Source organism: Flavobacterium johnsoniae UW101 (assembly GCF_000016645.1).
In the GTDB taxonomy this organism is placed as follows: Bacteria; Bacteroidota; Bacteroidia; order Flavobacteriales; family Flavobacteriaceae; genus Flavobacterium; species Flavobacterium johnsoniae.
In genome coordinates this window covers 5,899,972-5,918,747 of sequence record NC_009441.1, presented here as the reverse complement: position 1 = coordinate 5,918,747, position 18,776 = coordinate 5,899,972, and the positions used below count along the sequence as shown (strand labels likewise).

Annotated in this window: 19 protein-coding genes; 3 read left to right on the top strand and 16 right to left on the bottom strand. The window is 34.6% G+C overall.

All coding sequences use genetic code 11. The annotated features are described in order from the left end of the window. Positions 1 to 51: 51 nt before the first annotated feature. The 16 genes from trpB to FJOH_RS25220 form a co-directional block, all read right to left on the bottom strand. Positions 52 to 1,233, bottom strand: coding sequence for a tryptophan synthase subunit beta (gene trpB, locus FJOH_RS25295; protein ID WP_012026861.1), 1,182 nt, complete (start codon positions 1,231 to 1,233; stop codon positions 52 to 54). Positions 1,234 to 1,244: 11 nt separating this feature from the next. Beyond that, the gene (locus tag FJOH_RS25290) at positions 1,245 to 1,877 is read right to left on the bottom strand and encodes a phosphoribosylanthranilate isomerase (protein ID WP_012026860.1); all 633 of its coding nucleotides are present in this window, start codon (positions 1,875 to 1,877) and stop codon (positions 1,245 to 1,247) included. 93 nt (positions 1,878 to 1,970) lie between these two features. Continuing rightward, positions 1,971 to 2,750, bottom strand: a complete 780-nt coding sequence (trpC, locus tag FJOH_RS25285; protein WP_012026859.1) for an indole-3-glycerol phosphate synthase TrpC — start codon at positions 2,748 to 2,750, stop codon at positions 1,971 to 1,973. Between the two features lie 45 nt (positions 2,751 to 2,795). Then, positions 2,796 to 3,788: an anthranilate phosphoribosyltransferase gene (gene trpD / locus FJOH_RS25280; RefSeq protein WP_012026858.1), complete on the bottom strand. Its 993-nt coding sequence runs from the start codon at positions 3,786 to 3,788 to the stop codon at positions 2,796 to 2,798. Between the two features lie 141 nt (positions 3,789 to 3,929). Continuing rightward, positions 3,930 to 4,496 carry an anthranilate synthase component II gene (locus tag FJOH_RS25275; protein WP_012026857.1) on the bottom strand — a complete coding sequence of 189 codons (567 nt, stop codon included), beginning with the start codon at positions 4,494 to 4,496 and terminating at the stop codon, positions 3,930 to 3,932. 88 nt (positions 4,497 to 4,584) lie between these two features. Beyond that, positions 4,585 to 5,028 (bottom strand): hypothetical protein, encoded by a 444-nt coding sequence (locus tag FJOH_RS25270; RefSeq protein WP_012026856.1) that lies wholly within the window; start codon positions 5,026 to 5,028, stop codon positions 4,585 to 4,587. A gap of 75 nt (positions 5,029 to 5,103) precedes the next feature. Further along, entirely contained in the window at positions 5,104 to 6,504 is a 1,401-nt protein-coding gene (locus FJOH_RS25265) for an anthranilate synthase component I family protein (RefSeq protein WP_044048601.1), read from the bottom strand. A 300-nt stretch (positions 6,505 to 6,804) separates the two neighbouring features. After that, positions 6,805 to 8,082: a hypothetical protein gene (locus FJOH_RS25260; RefSeq protein WP_012026854.1), complete on the bottom strand. Its 1,278-nt coding sequence runs from the start codon at positions 8,080 to 8,082 to the stop codon at positions 6,805 to 6,807. A 205-nt stretch (positions 8,083 to 8,287) separates the two neighbouring features. Beyond that, a complete protein-coding gene (locus FJOH_RS25255) occupies positions 8,288 to 8,854 on the bottom strand; it encodes a YceI family protein (protein ID WP_012026853.1) in 567 nt (188 codons plus the stop codon). 32 nt (positions 8,855 to 8,886) lie between these two features. Further along, positions 8,887 to 9,519: an NAD(P)H-dependent oxidoreductase gene (locus tag FJOH_RS25250; RefSeq protein WP_012026852.1), complete on the bottom strand. Its 633-nt coding sequence runs from the start codon at positions 9,517 to 9,519 to the stop codon at positions 8,887 to 8,889. A 4-nt stretch (positions 9,520 to 9,523) separates the two neighbouring features. Further along, positions 9,524 to 9,985 (bottom strand): MarR family winged helix-turn-helix transcriptional regulator, encoded by a 462-nt coding sequence (locus FJOH_RS25245; protein WP_012026851.1) that lies wholly within the window; start codon positions 9,983 to 9,985, stop codon positions 9,524 to 9,526. 289 nt (positions 9,986 to 10,274) lie between these two features. Then, a complete protein-coding gene (locus FJOH_RS25240; protein ID WP_012026850.1) occupies positions 10,275 to 11,852 on the bottom strand; it encodes a glycerol-3-phosphate dehydrogenase/oxidase in 1,578 nt (525 codons plus the stop codon). 301 nt (positions 11,853 to 12,153) lie between these two features. Next, positions 12,154 to 12,672 carry a GNAT family N-acetyltransferase gene (locus FJOH_RS25235; protein ID WP_012026849.1) on the bottom strand — a complete coding sequence of 173 codons (519 nt, stop codon included), beginning with the start codon at positions 12,670 to 12,672 and terminating at the stop codon, positions 12,154 to 12,156. A gap of 20 nt (positions 12,673 to 12,692) precedes the next feature. Beyond that, positions 12,693 to 13,172 carry a DUF6691 family protein gene (locus FJOH_RS25230; RefSeq protein ID WP_012026848.1) on the bottom strand — a complete coding sequence of 160 codons (480 nt, stop codon included), beginning with the start codon at positions 13,170 to 13,172 and terminating at the stop codon, positions 12,693 to 12,695. Between the two features lie 10 nt (positions 13,173 to 13,182). Continuing rightward, entirely contained in the window at positions 13,183 to 13,746 is a 564-nt protein-coding gene (locus FJOH_RS25225) for a YeeE/YedE family protein (RefSeq protein ID WP_012026847.1), read from the bottom strand. Positions 13,747 to 13,833: 87 nt separating this feature from the next. Further along, the gene (locus tag FJOH_RS25220) at positions 13,834 to 15,249 is read right to left on the bottom strand and encodes an MBL fold metallo-hydrolase (protein WP_012026846.1); all 1,416 of its coding nucleotides are present in this window, start codon (positions 15,247 to 15,249) and stop codon (positions 13,834 to 13,836) included. A gap of 203 nt (positions 15,250 to 15,452) precedes the next feature. On the opposite strand from FJOH_RS25220, the gene FJOH_RS25215 reads away from it, so the two are divergent. From FJOH_RS25215 to cydB, 3 genes are all read left to right on the top strand, one after another. Then, on the top strand, positions 15,453 to 16,043 hold the full coding sequence (locus FJOH_RS25215) for an HD domain-containing protein (RefSeq protein WP_044048147.1): 591 nt from the start codon (positions 15,453 to 15,455) through the stop codon (positions 16,041 to 16,043). 298 nt (positions 16,044 to 16,341) lie between these two features. Then, the gene (locus FJOH_RS25210) at positions 16,342 to 17,688 is read left to right on the top strand and encodes a cytochrome ubiquinol oxidase subunit I (RefSeq protein WP_044048599.1); all 1,347 of its coding nucleotides are present in this window, start codon (positions 16,342 to 16,344) and stop codon (positions 17,686 to 17,688) included. Between the two features lie 2 nt (positions 17,689 to 17,690). Then, complete coding sequence (gene cydB, locus FJOH_RS25205; RefSeq protein WP_012026843.1) at positions 17,691 to 18,767, top strand: cytochrome d ubiquinol oxidase subunit II; 1,077 nt, start codon at positions 17,691 to 17,693, stop codon at positions 18,765 to 18,767. Positions 18,768 to 18,776 lie beyond the last annotated feature (9 nt).

Sequence of the window (18,776 nt, the reverse complement as noted above, 5' to 3'; positions counted from 1 at the left end):
TATTGTTTGCGTTAGCGATTTTAAAAACCAACGTCCAAATTACAATTTTTATTACAATTTAAAGTAATCAATATAATTATCTAAATCTTTATCTCCACGTCCTGAAAGACTGATCACTACAATATCTTCTGGTTTGAATTTTTTCTGATCCAAAACTGCAAATGCATGAGCGCTTTCAATAGCAGGAATAATTCCTTCTAGTTTGGTCAGCTGCAAACCAGCATTCATAGCATCATCATCTGTTACAGAGAAAAATTCGCCGCGCCCGGTTTGTGCTAAATGTGCGTGCAAAGGCCCAACTCCAGGATAATCAAGTCCCGCAGAAATCGAATATGGCTCAGTAATTTGTCCGTCTGGCGTCTGCATTAACAGTGTTTTACAACCGTGAATAACGCCGACTTTTCCTAATTTACTGGTTGCAGCACTGTGCCCGCTGTCAACACCTTTTCCGGCTGCTTCAACAGCAATAATTCCAACTTGCGGTTCGTGCAGAAAGTGATAATAGGTTCCTGCGGCGTTACTTCCGCCGCCAATGCAGGCAACAACATAATCAGGATTTTCGCGTCCTTCTTTTTCTTTTAACTGCCATTTTATTTCTTCTGAGATAATACTCTGAAAACGTGTTACCATATCAGGGTAAGGATGCGGTCCAATTGCCGATCCAATGATATAATGTGTGTCTACAGGGTTATTAATCCAATCACGAATTGCTTCGTTGGTAGCATCTTTTAAGGTTCTTGAACCTGAAAGAGCCGGACGAACTTCTGCACCAAGCATTTTCATACGCGCAACGTTTGGTGCCTGACGCGCAATGTCAATTTCTCCCATATAAACGATGCATTCAATTCCCATTAGTGCGCAGACTGTTGCAGTTGCCACACCATGCTGACCCGCACCGGTTTCTGCAATAATTCTTTTTTTACCTAAACGTTTTGCTAATAAAATCTGCCCGATTGTGTTGTTGACTTTATGCGCTCCGGTATGGTTTAAATCTTCTCTTTTTAGATAAACCTTTGTATTGTATTTTTCTGATAAGCGTTTTGCAAAATACAACGGACTAGGGCGTCCTACATAATCTTTAAGCAATTGGTTGAACTCTGCCTTAAAATCAGGTTCGTCCATTATGCTTAAGTATTTTTGGCGTAGTTCTTCTACATTCGGATATAACATTTCTGGAATGTAAGCTCCTCCAAATTCCCCGTAATATCCTTTTTCGTTAACGTTAAAACTCATTTTTTTAAATTTTAAAAGTTGGCAACATCAAATTTTCGTTTGAAATTGCTAAATAAATTTCTGTTTTTCAGCCCAGGTTCAATTTCAAATTTACTATTTACATCGACTGCATAAATAGGTAAACTGCTTTTTGAAATTTCTTCGATGGCTTTTAATTCTTTCATTCCAATACCGCCGCTTAAAAAGAAAGGCTTTTTCGAATTGTATTTTTTTAATATGCTCCAGTCGAAAGTTGTTCCATTACCGCCGGGTAGTTTTCCTTTTGTATCAAATAGAAAATAATCGCAGAATGGTTCGAAAGGTTTTATAATTTCAAAATCAAAATTTTCATCGGCTGAAAATACTTTTATGATTTCGATTTTTTTTGATAATTGTTTTTTTAGTTCCGATACAAATTCAACCGATTCATTTCCGTGTAACTGAACGGCTTGTAAATTGTGTTTTACGACTTTTTCTAAAATTTCTTCCAGACTTTGGTTTACAAAAACACCCACTTTTTTGATTGTTTTTATAAGTTCGGGAATAGTTCCATTAAAATATCGCGCGGATTTTTCCCAGAAAATAAATCCCATATAATCGGGCAGGAGTGCACCTACTTCGAGAATGTTTTCAGGATATTTCATACCGCATATTTTGAGTTTCATTTTTTTTATACTGCTTTAAGCTTTAGGCAATAGGCAATAGGCTTTTTGCTTTGTGCTGATTTTTTTATTTACTTTTTGCTTATAGCTTACGGCTTACAGCTGACTTATAAAGTCAACAGCTGCTTGACCGGCGTTTTCGGTTTTCATGAAGTTTTCTCCTATTAAGAAACCTTTGTAACCGTATGGTTTTAGTTCCTGAATGGCTTCTATTGATGAAATGCCGCTTTCGGATACTTTTACAAAATCGTCCGGAATTTGCGATGCTAAATCTTTACTGAAATCAAGACTTACTTCAAAAGTTTTTAGGTTTCTGTTGTTAACGCCAATCATGTCTAAAGTTGGCATAATCGATTTTTCTAATTCTTCCTGATTGTGAACTTCCAGTAAAACTTCTAAACCTAGTTTTTTGGCAAATTCAGATAAAGATTTGATTTCTTCACGGGTTAAAACCGCTGCGATTAATAGAATTAAATCGGCTCCATGTGCTTTTGCTTCTAAAATCTGATATTCGTCTACAATAAATTCTTTTCGCAAAAGCGGAATGTTTACGCTTGCTCTGGCTAAAAGTAAATCGTCTAAAGATCCGCCAAAATATTTCCCGTCTGTTAAAACCGAAATTCCGCAGGCGCCAGCATTTTCGTAGCCTTTTACGACTTCTTCAACTGTAAAATTGTTGTTGATGATTGATTTTGAAGGTGAACGACGTTTGTGTTCGGCTATAATTCCTGAATTGCTTTGTTTTAATTTCTGACTTAAAGAAATAGTTTGTTTATTAAAAAAGACCGAAGCTTCCAGCTGAGAAACCGGAATAATGGATTTCTTTAGAATAACTTCTCGTTTTTTATCTATTATTATTTTATCTAAAATATTCATTTTTTTAAGGTGCTAAGATTCTAAGATACTGATACAAAGCTTTTTTTAAAGTGATAATTCCTGTAATTTTTGTAAAGCTTTTAACCCTTTTCCTGAGAACAAACTTTCTTTTGCTAATTCAAATCCTTCTTGAGGAGAACATTTTGTAACTGTTGCAATTGCCATTGCTGCATTGGCACAAACAACATTATTCTGTGCTTCGTTTCCTTTTCCTGAAATAATATTGGTGAAAATTTCGGCTGATTCTTCAATGGTTTTTCCGCCTTCAATTTCAGTTTGAGATAAAAGACGAATGCCAAAATCTTCTGGTTTTATCATTCCTTCCATGTGGCTGGTAATAATTTTTGTTGGCCCGGTTAGGGAAATTTCATCATAACCATCAAGCGAATGCAGGATTGTGAAATTTACATTGGTATTTTGGTATAAATACGCATACATTCTTGCCAGTTCTAAGTTGAAAACTCCAACGAGCTGATTTTGTGGAAATGATGGATTTACCATTGGACCTAACATATTAAAGAAAGTTTTCACTGCCAGTTCTTTTCTGATTGGTCCAACGTTTTTCATCGCTGGGTGAAACAGGGGAGCGTGCAGAACACAGATTCCAGCCTGATCGATGCATTTTTCTAAAAACGAAGGATCATTACTGAATTTAATTCCCATTTTTTCCATTACATTGCTTGATCCTGAAATAGAAGAAACACCGTAATTTCCATGTTTTGCCACTTTTATTCCAGCTCCTGCCGCTACAAAAGAGGCTAAAGTCGAAATATTAAAGGTATCTTTTCCATCACCGCCTGTTCCGCATAAATCGATTGTGTTATATGCAGATAAATCGATACGAATACATAATTCTAATAAAGCTTCGCGAAAGCCAGAAAGTTCGTCAATCGTAATGCTTCGCATCATAAAAACAGTCAAAAATGCCGAAATCTGACTTGGATTGTATTGACCGCTTGAAATATTAATCAATACGTTTTTTGCTTCTTCTTTAGAAAGCACTTCGTGGTTGATTAATTTGTTTAATATAGTTTTCATTGAAATTTAGTCTTAAAGTCTAAAGTCAAAGGTCTTAAAGTCCTTGACTTTGTAATTCATTTTTTTCTTGTGTTTTTTAGTTTTAAAATAGCGAAAGACCTTTTTTTTTGACTTTATGACTTTCGACTTTAAAACTTTCGACTAGCTGTTAATCCAATTCTCTAAAATCCTTTTTCCTTTTGGGGTTAAAACACTTTCCGGATGAAACTGAACGCCTCTAACATCATAATTTTTGTGTCGTAAAGACATAATCTGCCCGTTTTCGTCTACCGAAGTAGCTTCTAAATCATCAGGTAAATTTGCATCGACAACCCATGAATGGTATCTTCCAACTTCAAATTCGTTTCCTAAACCTTCGAACAAAATTTCGTCTGAAACTACCGTTTTTACATTTGTCGAAACACCGTGGTATACTTTATCAAGATTAGAAAGTGTTCCGCCAAAAACTTCTCCAATAGCCTGTTGTCCTAAACAAACTCCAAGGATACTTTTTGTAGGACTGTATTTTTCGATTACCGCTTTTAGTAAACCAGCTTCGTCTGGAATTCCGGGACCTGGAGAAAGTAATATTTTATCAAAAGAAGCGATTTCGTCAATTTCGAATTCATCATTTCTATAAACGGTTACTTCGCAGTTTAAATCTTCCAGATAGTGTACTAAATTATAAGTGAAACTATCGTAATTGTCTATAACTAATATTTTTTTCATTTTTTTTGAGGTTCTAAGCTGCTAAGGTTCTAAGTTGCTAAGGTTTTTAACTGCGACTGAAAACCGTGACTCCCAGCTGTTTTTTTATTTATTTTTCTCGAACGTACTTTTCAGTAATAATTCGGTCAACTCCTAACTTTTCTATTTTTTCGATTCCTTTTTGAATCAATGTGTCGTTTTTAACTTTTACCGTAAATTCAAATTTGTTGTTTTCCCATTGTCTGTTATTGAAAAATTCCAGATACTCTGTATATGTGCTGTCTTTTAAGGTGTATTTTCCGCCTCCGCCAAAGAAAACTGCATTTGTTGAATCTTTTCCGTTATTTAAATCATGATTGAAAAAAGCAAAATGCGTTTCATTTATAATTTTAATCATTTTTGTTTTTGAATTGAAAGTAGAAAAAGTTGAATCTTTTTCTGTCGTTTCTGCTGATATAAGACGCCAGGTTCCTTCAATCGGATTGTGTTTTTTCTCTGAATTACAAGATGTCATGGCAATGATTAAAACTAAAATTGATACTGCTTTTTTCATGGTTTGTGGTTTTTATGGTTTGTTTTTTTATTGTTTCAGGTTTCAAGTTCTGCGACTGAAAACCGCGACTGGCGACTAAATATTTTCCGCCATTTCAAGCGCTGTATTTAGGGCTCTTAATTTGTTATAAACTTCCTGCATTTCACTTTCTTCGTCAGAACTGGCTACGATTCCGGCACCAGCCTGGCAATGCAATTGATGATTTTTTGAAAGGAAAGTTCGAATCATAATCGCGTGGTTAAAGTTTCCGTCAAAATCCATTACTCCAATTGCACCTCCGTAAAAATTACGATTTGTTTTTTCGTAATCTTCAATCAACTGCATCGCTCTGTGTTTAGGCGCACCGCTTAATGTTCCTGCCGGGAAAGTATCAGCAACGACCTGCATAGTTGTAGCTTTGTCATGTAAGTGTCCTGTAACTTTTGAAACTAAATGAATTACATGAGAGAAAAACTGAACTTCTCTGTATTTTTCTACATTTACATCATGTCCGTTGCGGCTTAAATCATTTCTGGCTAAATCTACCAGCATTACGTGTTCGCTGTTTTCTTTTTTATCTTCAGAAAGTTCTTTTGCTAAAAGCGCATCACGTTCGTCATTTCCTGTTCTTTTGAAAGTTCCTGCGATTGGATGAATTTCTGCTTTTCTGTTTTTTACAATAATTTGTGCTTCGGGTGAAGAACCAAATATTTTGAAATCTCCATAATCAAAAAAGAATAGGTAAGGAGACGGATTGATGCTTCGTAAAGCTCTGTAAACATTAAATTCATCACCTTTAAAATCTTGTGTAAAACGACGTGATAAAACTAATTGAAAAACGTCGCCGCGAAAACAGTGTTTTTTTGCTAAAGCTACATTGTGTTTGAATTCTTCATCGGTTAGGTTAGAGAAACCTTCACCTTCTTTAGTGAATTTGTATAAAGCGATATTTCTTGACTGCAATAATTGTTCGATTTCAGAAATGTTATTTCTTCCGTCAACACTGTGACAGAAAATATAAGCCTCATTTTTAAAGTGATTAATCGCAATGATGTTTTGGTAAACCGCATAAAATACATCAGGAATTGAAGTTGCATTGTCTTTTTTGGCAATTGAAACTTTTTCGAAGTAGCGGACAGCATCATAAGAGATGTATCCGAATAAACCATTATTAATGAATTTAAAATCGTTTTTTTCTGATTTAAATTGATTCGAAAACTCCTGAATTACTTCTGGAATATTGGTTGAAGCATCGATTTTACTTTGCTCTGAAGTTCCGTCTGGAAAAGTTTTTGAAATGGTTTCGTTTTCAATTTTTATTGTTGCAATAGGATTACAGCAGATATACGAGAAACTGTTGTCGTTTCCGTGATAATCACTGCTTTCCAACAATAAACTATTTGGAAATTTATCTCTTATTTTAAAATAAATACTAACCGGCGTAATGGTATCTGCCAGAATTTGTTTGTAATGTGTGTTGAGTATAAACGGTTTCAATGTATGTTGTTTTTTAGTTTTAATATATTTTTCTGTTAAAGTTCCGGCCAAAAAAAAAGGCTTGTCGTGATGACAAGCCTTTTATATTTATAGTTTTGAAAATACCATAGGAAGCTTCGTTCACGACGTTTGACGTAAATTGTTCCACCACCAAGTATTGTTCATTATTGTTCTCATTTCTTTATTTTGATGTGACAAAGATATAAATGTAATTTGAATTAGAATACATAAATTTTCAAAAAAAACTTTTCTAATCTTTGAAATTTGTTAAATTTTAAATTCTAACTTTTGACTAAAAACTTAATTTCCAATTGCCAGCGTGTTGTTTACGTTTGCTCTAAAATCTGGGTTTCCTTTGATGTTTGGCGTTATAAACAATTCTATATTTTTCATTTTTGTGTATTCAAGACCAGAATTTGGATTGTAAAAATTTTGAATTGATGCATCTGAACTTGAAGATTCGCTCGTAATTCCTCCGTTACAATTGTTAACTATGGTATTTTTAAAACTCATTTTTGCTAAGTTTTCATTTCCGTTTCCAATGTTTCCTTCTAATAAAACAAAAGGTGAAAAACCAGAAACAATGCTATTGTTTAAGTTAAAAAATGTATTTTCTCTTACATAAATAGATTCTCTAACTAAGCCCTGATTGTTTTCTTCTAAATTTATTAAAGTGATATTTGAAGCATTAATTTTGGTCATTTTTTTGCTCATATCTGTATTTTGAACTTTATCGTATGAATCTACTTCAAAACATCTTGATCCTGAGATATCTGATGAGAACGGATGACGAACAGCAATACTGTTAGTAATATTGATTTGTGCACCTTGTGTAAAATCAAAATCATCATCAGTTGTTCTGTATGAGATTAAGTTACTCATATTCAGGTCACCTCCATAACATTCAAAAGAATCATCATTTGAAAAACTGATTTGAATATTGCTTAAAACTGTTTTTCTTCCCACTCCGGCTAAAGAAAGTCCGTTTAACTCTTTAGAAGCACTTAATTTTCGTCCTGCATATTCAATTCTAACATATTTCATAACTCCAGAATTATCTTCTGGGTCCTGACCTCCATAATGATTTAGGGTTGGTTCTAAATCAAAAGGTAAAGTGTGAATGCCTCCCAAAGTATTTATAGGCGCTTTTCCTAAAATAATAATCCCGCCCCAGTCGCCTGGCTTTCTATTGTTTTTTTCATTTTCTGATGTAAAAACAATTGGGTCAGTTTCAAGACCTTCAGCCATAATTTTTGCTCCGTTTGTAATTACAAGAGTGCCGCAGGTTTTATCATCGCCTCGAATTACTGTTCCCGGTTCTATGGTTAAAGTAGCATTATTGGTAACATACACAACACCAACTAAATGATACGTATTACGCTTAACTAAGCGGGTATCTTTATCAATTGTTCCGGCAATTATATTAGTTGCTTCGTTATATTCATTTATGGCTGGTTTAAAATTTGTCCAATTGTTCATCCAGTTTGTAGTTCCAATAATTCCTTTTGGCTGCTGCTGGGCGTGTATAAAAAAGCTGGTAATCAGAGCGAAAAATACAATTCGTAATTTTGTTTTCATAACTATAATTTTGAGTTTCTAGTTTTTGAGTTTTTATTTTCCTCAAAATTAGAGGCCGTATGTTAATCAATACGGGGATGGTTGTTATGAAAGTGTTATTATAGTATTACGAACGTTATTTTTATGAAAAGTAATAGAAAAAAGAAACCCCGGCAGAATCAAACTGCCGGGGTTTTTCTTATAATATTGAATTAGTAAGCTTTAATTAGAATTTTAAAGACACAGCTAATTCGAAATCGTCATTGATAGTTTTGTCTCCTAAGTTTTCGAAGAAGTTACCAGAGTTGTATTTAATATCGTATTTAGTTCTGTCAACTTTGAAAGCAGTTGTTGCAGTGTTTCCGTTTACAGTGATATCAAAAGTTACTGGTTTAGTAATTCCTTTAATAGTTAAATCAGCAGTTACAGTATAAACGTCAGCAGATTTAGCACCAATAGTTTTGAAAACTAATTTAGAAGTTGGGAATTTATCAGTTCCAAAGAAATCGTCAGCTTTTAAGTGACCGTTTAATTTTCCTTGGTATTCTCCAGTTAAATCTGTAGCTGTTAATGAAGTCATATCAACAGTAAATGAACCACCTGTTAATTTTTTTCCTTTGAAAACTACAGCTCCGTCTTTGAAGTTTACAGTTCCAGAGTGCTCTCCAGTTACTTTTTTACCTACCCATTTAATAGTAGAAGCTTTTACGTCGATTTTTTTAGTTTGTGCGTTTACTGAAATACCAGCAGCAGCTACGAATAATGCAATTGCAATTGTTTTTAAATTTTTCATGTTGTTAAAATTGAATTTAGATTTGTAAATAATTATATAGTGATAAATAATTCCTCGTGAGATTTTCTAACTTTTTTGTAGTGCTGCGTATCGTCTTCATCATGTCTGTAACCTACAGTTGCAATAACCGAAGCGTTTAAACCTAATTTATCGAAACCTAAGATCTCGTTAAACGCAGCAGGATTAAATCCTTCCATTGGTGTAGCGTCGATTTTTAATTCTGCAGCCGCAGCTAATAAAGTTCCTAAAGCAATATAAGTTTGTTTTGCTGTCCAGATGTTTTTAGCTTCTTGTGATAAGTTTGAAATTACACCATTCATCATATCAGCAAATCCGCCTAAAGCTTCAGCAGGAACACCTCTTGTTTCGCTGATGTTTTTAATGTAAGCAGCAACAGATTCTGGTCCTGCGTTTAAGTCGTTTGCAAAAATGAATAATTGTGAAGCATCAGTAATTTGAGTTTGTCCATAAGCTGCTGCTTTTAACTTTTCTCTAATTTCTGGATTTTCTACAATAATTACTTTATAAGGTTGTAATCCGTATGAAGAAGCAGCTAATCTTACAGCTTCTTTTAAAGTATTTAAATCTGCAGCAGATATTTTTTTTGTTGCATCAAACTTCTTTGTTGCATATCTCCATTTTAGATTATCTAATAATGTGCTCATAATATTAATTTTGTTGGGTTCGGTATTTTTCTAATAATTTATTTAATAATTCTAATTCTTCAGGACTTATATTCTCGGCAAATGCACGCTCGTGCGCATCTACTTTCGGGTCTAATTCTTTTAAAACATCAAGTCCTTTTTGTGTAATCAGCACTTCAATCTTTCTGCGATTGTCCGGACAAACATTTCTTGTTACCAGTTCCTTTAGTAATAACTTGTCAACTAATCGTGTTGTATTACTTGTTTTTGCCAGCATACGTTCTTGTATAACACACATATTAGCAGGATTTCCTTTTTGTCCTCTTAATATACGCAGCACATTATATTGTTCTCCAGACAAATCATACGGTTTCATTATCTCGTTGAAATGATCCTGAATCACATTTTGTGTGTACATAATGTTCAGAATAACTTTTTTCGCATTATCCATCTTAACTGTACTCTTAATAACCTCTTCAATTGTCATAGTCGTAAGTGTATAATTTGTATATACAAATGTATAGCTTTTAATAGTTGTATATACAAGTGTTGTGTTAATTATTTGTTAATATGAAAAACAGCCGTATAAATAATTAATTATTAATGCCTAAAGTTAATTTATTTCCTGGGTTTAAATAGTTGATATGTTGATATTTAACTTAAAGTTAAACTACAATATTCAGATTTAAATATTTTTATTGCTGAGGCATTTTTGTAAGACTAATTTTTTAACCATAAATAGAAGGAGTTTAAAATATACTTTGATTTTGAACTGCTTATCGAAATTCAGAGAGAAAAAATCCTTTAGATGTCGCTTTAAAATCGGCAATTTCCTTAGCGACCCAATTTTCATCATGTCCAAGTTCTTTTGCAATTACCCTTGCTGTTTTTTCAGATACTTCAATTGCAGCTCTGGCATCCAAAAACAATAATCGAACACGTCTTGCCAGAATATCATCTACAGTTCTTGCCATTTCATAACGTACAGCCCAAACAATTTCTGCCAATGTAAATTCATAATCAAGATGGAGTTTTTCTTTTAATTCTGGTTCTTTTTCTTGCAGCTGGAGTATTTTTGTAATATCAGAACCATAAATATACAAGTGGTTTTCCCTATCAAGAGTCGTTGTAGGTTTATTTCCGTGAATGCTTAAGTTTTGTGTAATACAAGGTTTTTTGGGAAGTTTTCCTTTTAGTATTGCTTTGTCAATGATGTCTTCGGCAATTTTTCGGTAAGTAGTCCATTTACCTCCTGTTATGGTTATCAATCCAGTTTCTGAAACTATAATTTTATGACTTCTGGAAACTTCTTTTGTGCTTCTGCCTTCTTCTTTTGGAGCAGCTAACGGACGCAGACCTGCAAAAACAGATAATACATCGGCTCTTGTTGGTTTTTTGGCAAGGAATCGCTGTGCTGTTTCTAAAACAAATTCAATTTCGCTTTCTAAAGCAATAGGTTCTAAACTTTGTTTTTTTATTAAAGTGTCGGTTGTACCTACTACAACGTGATTGTGCCACGGAACAGCAAATAAAACTCTTCCATCTTTTGTTTTCGGAATCATCAAAGCATGTTCGCCTGGAAGAAAAGATTTATCAAACACCAAATGAATTCCCTGACTCGGCACGATATATTTTTTGTAAACTTTATCGTTTAGCTTCATGATGGCATTTGTAAAAACTCCTGTTGCATTTATTACAACTGCACCTTTTATGTTATAGTTTATTCCGGTTTCCTGATCAACTGCCTGAACGCCGGTGATTTGATTTTTATCATCTTTTATTAAATTAATAACTTTTGTATAATTTAAAACACAAGCTCCGTTTTCTACCGCAGTCTGAGCCAGATTTACAGCCAAACGAGAATCGTCAAATTGCCCGTCATGATAAATAACACCATTTACAAGTCCGTCTTCTTCTACATTTGGAAGCATTTCGATAGTTTTCTTTTTGGAAAGATATTTAGAACTCCCTAAACTTAAACCTCCTGATAATAGATCATAAATTTTTAATCCAATGGTGTAAAAGTAACCGCTTAACCAATGGTAATTTGGAATAACAAAAGATTGGTTTTTTACCAAATGATTTGCATTTTGTGCCAGTAAACCTCGCTCTTTTAATGCTTCTCTAACTAAGTGGACATCTCCCTGCGCCAAATATCGTACACCGCCATGAACTAATTTGGTACTTCTGCTGGAAGTTCCTTTGGCAAAATCTACAGCTTCAAGTAAGATGGTTTTATAGCCTCGGCTGGCAGCATCAATTGCAGTTCCTAAACCGCTGGCTCCTCCGCCTATAATTATTACGTCCCAATTTTCGGTATTTTGTAGTTTTAGTAACTGCTCTGAACGATTCATATTTTTTACGGGACTTTTTGTTTAAAGCAAACTTAACGAAATGAAATTAAAAATTGATGAAGAAATATTCCGTATGAATGTGTCATTGGTAGAAAAAAATATTGTTTTGTATTGTATCCTGTAAGGACACCTGTTTATTATGTATTGGTTCATTAATCAAACGTTCCTGCGGAAGGTACAAATGGAAATCAAATTCAATTCTACCAATGAGACATTTCTACGGAATGAATTAATTATTAAAAAAGAAACCCGACAGATTTTTAAAATCTGTCGGGTTATCGAATATTTTGAGAACTATATTTTAATGCAGCAGTTTTTCAAATGCTTTTCTTGCAGAGCCTCTTAAATAGACTTCACCGCAATAGGTGTATTTCAATTTGTCTAAAATTTTCAGCATTGGAACATTGTCAAAATTAGTATCAACCTTTATGCTGTAAATATTATTTTCAATAGATAAACCTTCAATTTTTTCAAATAATTTTGTGGCAATTCCTTTTCCTTTTGCCAATTTCGAAACTGCTACGCGGTGTACAACAGTATAATCACCATCGCTAAGCCATTTGCCCTCGATATTTTCGTAAGCCGGATCTTTACCAAAAATAATAGCAGCATAACACAAAATAGATTCATTTTCTGTAAGCACATAGCCATAACCATTTTCAATGTCATTTTTAATGGTAAGCTCATTTGGATAACCATCCTGCCACTGTGTACTTCCGTCTAGTCTTCTTTGTTCAATGGCATCCTGCAGTATTTCCCAAATAACAGGTACTTCAGAAATAACTGCTTTTCGTAAAACTAATTGTTGAGTAGAATTCATTTTTTGGATTATATAAAAAATTAATGAGGCAGTTTGTCTTTTATCAAACCATAAACCCAGGTTCCTGCAATGGCACTTACCAAAGTTACCACGATTACTGTTGCTCCAGTACCAATTTGAGCAAAAAGAGGCCCCGGACAAGCTCCTGTAATTGCCCATCCAAAACCAAACATCAGGCCTCCGTAGATTTGTCCTTTATTGAAAGTTTTAGGCTGAATTTCGATTTTTTCGCCCTGAAGGGTTTTGATGTTTAATTTTTTAATTAGGAATACTGAAATTACTCCAACCGCAACTGCACTTCCAATTACACCATACATGTGGAATGACTGCAAATGAAACATTTCCTGAATACGAAACCAGCTGATGATTTCGGCTTTTACGAATACAATTCCGAAAAAGATGCCAACGATTAAATATTTAAGGTTTGCGAATGCTGTTTCTTTTTTATGACTTGCGTTGATTCCTTCGTTGTCTGTATTTTTATTTTCTAAATTACTCATTTTAAAAATTTTAAAGTGAAAGAATATATGGTAAAATCAAAAGTGACATTACAAAACCGCCAATCATAAAACAAATTGTAGCTACGACTGAAGGCCATTGTAAATTTGAAATTCCCATAATTGCATGTCCGCTTGTACATCCGCCAGCATAACGCGTTCCAAAACCAACTAAAAATCCGCCCACGACCATCATAATAAATCCGCGAAGAGTAAACAAACTTTCCCATGAAAACAGCTGTACCGGAACTAAACCAGTATGATCTGTAATTCCGTAAGAAGCCAATTGTTCTGAAAGTTCCGGAGTAATTTCTACCGGATTTGGATTAGATAACAAATAAGCAGCGATTACACCGCCCAGAAATATTCCGAAAACAAAGAATAAATTCCAGCTTTCTTTTTTCCAGTCGTATTTAAAAAATGAAATATTCGACGGAATACAAGCCGCACAAATATGTCGCAGAGACGAACTAATCCCGAAAGATTTATTCCCGATAATTAATAAAATTGGAACTGTTAATCCAATTAGCGGGCCAGCTACGTACCAAGGCCATGGTTCTTTTAAAATTTCTAGCATATTTTTTAGGTTCAAAGGTTCAAAGGTACAGAGGTTCAAAGGGAAAACTTTGTCGCTTTGCACCTTTGAACCTCTGTACCTCAAAAATTATTTTAATATTTTGCTTTGACAAACAAAATCTGATTTTGGAATATTTGTTTTTGAGATTGCTCCGAAACCGCCGTCAACTTCAGAAAAATTTCTAAATCCGCGTGCTTGAAGAATAGAAGCCGCAATCATACTGCGGTAACCGCCGGCACAATGCAGGAAAAAATGTTCATTTGGGTTAATATCTTTTACCCAGTCATTAATATAAGCTAGAGGTTTGCTGTAAGCATCTTCGATATGCTCTGCTTCATATTCTGTTTCCTTACGAACATCAATAACCTTGTCTTCTTTGATATTAAATTTTCCGGCAAATTCTTCTGCTGAAATTCGGTTTACCGTATCAATTTCAAAACCTGCTTTTTCCCAGGCTTCAAAACCGCCTTCAAGATGCCCGATAATTGAGTCAAAACCTACACGGCTTAAGCGTGTAACAGTTTCTTCTTCTAAGCCAGCTTCGGTTACTAATATAATAGGTTGTTTTACGTCTCCAATTAAAGTTCCAACCCACGGTGCAAAATCACCGTTGATTCCTATATTAATTGACTGCGGAATAAATCCTTTAGCAAAATCACCGCTTTTACGAGTATCTAAAATTAAAGCTCCAGTTTCTTCGGCCACAGCCTCGAATTCTTCTGCTTTAATAGACTTCATTCCATTATGCAAGACCGTTTCAAAACTTTCGTAACCTTGTTTGTTCATGGCAACGTTCATACTAAAATAGGCCGGAGGAGGCAATAATCCGTCAGTAACTTCTTTTATAAATTCTGCTTCGGTCATATCAGCGCGCAAAGCATAATTTGTTGCTTTTTGATTTCCAATAGTCGAAACCGTTTCTTTACTCATGTTTTTTCCGCAGGCACTTCCCGCACCATGAGCAGGATATACAATTACATCATCAGCCAGCGTCATGATTTTATCTCTTAACGAATGAAATAAAATTCCTGCCAATTGATCCTGAGTCATTCCAGAAGCTTTTTGAGCTAAATCCGGACGGCCTACATCGCCAATAAATAAAGTATCTCCAGAGAAAATAGCGTGATCTTTTCCATTTTCGTCAATAAGTAAAAAAGTCGTGCTTTCCATAGTATGTCCCGGAGTGTGCAAAACTTTGATCGTTACTTTTCCAACTTTAAATTCCTGTCCGTCTTTTGCAGAAATGCAGTCAAATTCGCAGGCAGCATTTGGACCGTAAACAATTGGCGCTCCGGTTTCTTTGCTTAAATCAACGTGTCCTGAAACGAAATCAGCGTGAAAATGCGTTTCAAAAATATATTGCAGCTTTACTCCGTCGCGTTCTAAACGATCTAAATAAGGCTGTATTTCTCTAAGCGGATCAATAATGGCCGCTTCGCCATTTGAAGTGATATAATATGCACCTTGTGCTAAGCATCCGGTGTAAATTTGTTCTATTTTCATGATAGGTGTTGTAAAATGATGGGATACAAAGGTAGTTTTGTTTTTTAAAAAAATAGGTGACTAATGTTACAGAAATTAGGTTTTTGTGTAAAATAATGCGGATTTTGTCATATGCTTTAATATAAATGTGTTTAAACTTGAGCAATTACGCTTTAAGCTTTAATTTTGCATATGACGAATGTCATTTCAAAATAAAAAAGAAAATGAACACAAAAGACTTATTGGATCAAATTGCTTTTATAAAAGAAATTGATAAAGTAAAATACATTCAGCGCAAAACAAAATTATTCAACAGCGACAGATGTGAAAATGATGCAGAACACAGCTGGCATCTGGCGTTAATGGCAATTGTTCTGGCAGAACATTCTAATGAACCTATTGACGTTTTGAAAGTTGTAAAAATGGTTTTGATTCATGATATTGTAGAAATCGATGCGGGAGATGTTTTTATTTACGATACAGTAAAAAATCACTCAAATACTGATGAGGAAAGATTAGCCGCAAACAGAATCTTTGGTTTACTGCCAAAAAATCAAGCCGAAGAATTTATTTCAATCTGGGAAGAATTTGAAGCGGGAGAAACCAACGAAGCTAAATTTGCCAGATCTATGGACAGATTAGAACCTTTATTGCAGAATACGTCTAACAATGGCGGCACCTGGAAAGAATTTGGAGTGAAATATGACAAAGTCTATGAAAAGAAAAGTATCATAAAAGAAGGCTCAAAATCGATATGGAATTATGCCGAAGGTTTGATTAATGAAAGTGTAGAAAAAGGGATTTTAGAAAAATAATCACGTAATCAAACAGAATATGCGGTTTCAACCGCAGGACTCATGCTTAATCACAATACGTTTCCCGTGGTTGAAACCACGGGCTATGTTTAAATGCTCAAATCTATACGCAATTTTGTCATTTCGACCGAAGGGAGAAATGACAAACTATATGTAACTCAAAAAAATGACAAGTGTCATTTCTACTCTTTAAATTGTTGAAAAGTTTAACAAATATCAGGTGATAAACTTTTTTTAAAGGAGGTTAATTCGGGTTCTAATGGTTAAATTTGTAGAACTTCATAAACAAATTACCATTATGGAAGAAATGCTCTTTTATGACCGAATGCAATTCGCCTTCACCATTACTTTTCATTATCTTTTTCCGCAGCTTACAATGGGTCTTTCGCTCATCATTGTTTACTTCAAATGGAAATACTTAAAAACTAATAACGAACAATACAATCACGCCACCCATTTCTGGATGAAAATCTTTGCCCTCAATTTTGCAATGGGTGTGGTAACAGGAATTCCAATGGAATTTCAATTTGGAACCAACTGGGCAAAATTCTCCGAATTAACCGGAGGAATCATAGGCCAGACTCTCGCAATGGAAGGAATGTTTTCTTTCTTTCTCGAATCCTCTTTTCTGGGATTATTTTTATTTGGAGAAAAACTCCTTGGCCATAAATGGCATTTTGTAACCGGATTATTAATTATGATAGGTTCCTGGGCCAGCGGTTACTTAATTATTGCTACACATTCCTGGATGCAGAATCCTGTTGGATATGAAATCCTCGAAAACGGAAAATTTGTATTGAATAATTTTCAGGCTTTATTCCTTAATCCTTGGCTTTGGCCTTCTTATTTACACAATCAGGCAGCTTCTTTAGTTACGAGTTCGTTTGTTGTGGCAGGAATTGGTGCTTTTTATATTTTGAGTAAGAAGAATGTTTCTTTTGGGAAATTGTTCCTAAAAACGGGAGTAATCTTCGGATTGATTTCGAGTGTAATTGTAGCAGTTCCAACCGGAGATTTACTGGCAAAAAATGTTGTAAAATATCAGCCTGTAACTTTTGCAGCAATGGAAGGAATTTTTCATACCGAGAAAAAAGGTTCTGAAATTGTTTTAATAGGACAGCCCGATGTAAAAGACAAAAAACTCGATAATAAAATTGCCGTTCCTAATATTTTAAGTTTCCTGACTTACGGAAACTGGGAGCAGGAAATAAAAGGTTTAGATCAGTTTGAAGAAGACCTGCATCCAACCAATATTTCGGGATTGTATTATGCATATCATATTATGGTAGGACTTGGAACGGTTTTTATTGGATTAATGGTGATTTCGCTTTTCCAATTAATCAGAGGAAAATTATTCCAAACCAAATGGATTTTATGGTCTTTGATGTTCATGATGCCATTTCCATATATTGCCAATACAACAGGCTGGTATACGGCAGAATTAGGAAGACAGCCGTGGCTGGTTTACAATTTAATGCGAACTGCAGCCGGCGCTTCGCCAACGGTTTCATCCGGAAATACTTTGTTTACATTACTGGGTTTTATTGGTTTATACCTTTTACTGGGAATGTTGTTTTTGCTTTTAGTTGGAAAAATTATTAATAAAGGCCCTCATAATGTGGACCTTTCATCAGAAAAAATATAGGTATGGAATTTTTTTGGTACGTAGTTTTAATGGGAATTCTGGCTGTTTATCTGGTTTTAGACGGCTACGATTTTGGAGCAGGAATAATTCATTTATTTTTTGCTGATACAGAAAAAGATAAAAAAGCAATTACAAGCGCCATTGGTCCGTTTTGGGATGCCAATGAAGTTTGGCTTATTGCGGCCGGAGGTGTTTTGTTTTTTGCTTTCCCAACTTTATATGCATCCTCTTTCAGCGGTTTTTATCTGCCGTTGATTATGATTTTATGGCTTTTGATTTTCCGTGCCATCGGACTTGAAATGCGCGGACAAATTCATAATCCAATGTGGGAAAGTATTTGGGACAAAGCTTTCGGGATTGCGAGTCTGCTTTTGGCGTTATTCTTCGGAATTGCTTTAGGAAATATTGTTCGCGGTGTCAATCTCGGAATGGTTCAAAATGGCGTTTCTACTCAGGAACCTCATTTTTTCTTTCTGCCTTTGTGGAATCCAACTTTTAGTCCGCAGGCAAATGAATTGGGAATTATCGACTGGTTTACACTTTTCTTAGGAATTGTGAGTGTGGTTGCTCTAACAATTCACGGTGCCAACTGGATTATTTATAAAACAAATTCATCGTTGAACCCAAAACTCAAAAAAGTGGTTTTTGTCTTGAATATTGTTCTGCTGGTTTTAGTTTGTATATCGTTACAAATCTGGCATTTTATAGAGCCGAAACCGTTTCATAATTTTGTTGAAAATCCTATTTTGTGGTTTTTCCCGCTTTTAACTTTTGTTGGTATTGCGGGTTTATTTAAAGTACGTTCCTTTAAAAAAGACGGTCACGGATTTATATTTTCAACTTTATTTTTAGTAGGCGGATTTGCTTCAACAGCTGTTTCAATTTTTCCAAATGTTCTGCCATCAACCAATAAAGTAAATCCGTCGTTAACGATTTACAACACCGCTGCTCATGAATACGGATTAAGCGCCGGATTGAGCTGGTTTTTTATCGCTTTGTTTCTGGTTATTATTTATTTTATTATTCAGTATCGCGTTTTCAGCGGTAAAATGGATGATATTGGATATGGGGAACATTGATGGTTTTGT